The following is a 327-nucleotide window of genomic DNA, read 5'->3' on the forward strand; positions in this document are numbered from 1 at the left end:
GTGCTGCTCACGCAACACCATATTGTGTCGGACGGCTGGTCGCTTGGCGTGCTCGCGCGCGAGTTCAGTGCACTGTACGCGGCGAGCACAGCCGGCCAAGTCGATCCACTGCCGCCGCTGGCGATCCAGTATCCGGACTATGCGGCGTGGCAACGGCAGTGGCTGTCGGATGAGCGGCTGCAGGCGCAAAGCGACTATTGGCGCGCGACGCTGGCCGACGCCCCGGTGCTGCTGGAACTACCGACGGACCGGCCGCGCCCAGCGCAACAGTCGTTTGCCGGCGCGCACGTGCCGGTGCAGATCGATGCGTCAACCACGCAAGCACTG

1 protein-coding gene is annotated in these 327 nt (G+C 67.3%); it reads left to right on the forward strand.

What is annotated here, in order from left to right; translation table 11 throughout:
* Window positions 1-327: condensation domain-containing protein (locus KQH55_RS15810; RefSeq protein WP_235091636.1), on the forward strand; the 327-nt coding region annotated here is incomplete at both ends.

It is taken from the genome of Mycetohabitans sp. B3 (assembly GCF_021498065.1).
Taxonomy (GTDB): domain Bacteria; phylum Pseudomonadota; class Gammaproteobacteria; order Burkholderiales; family Burkholderiaceae; genus Mycetohabitans.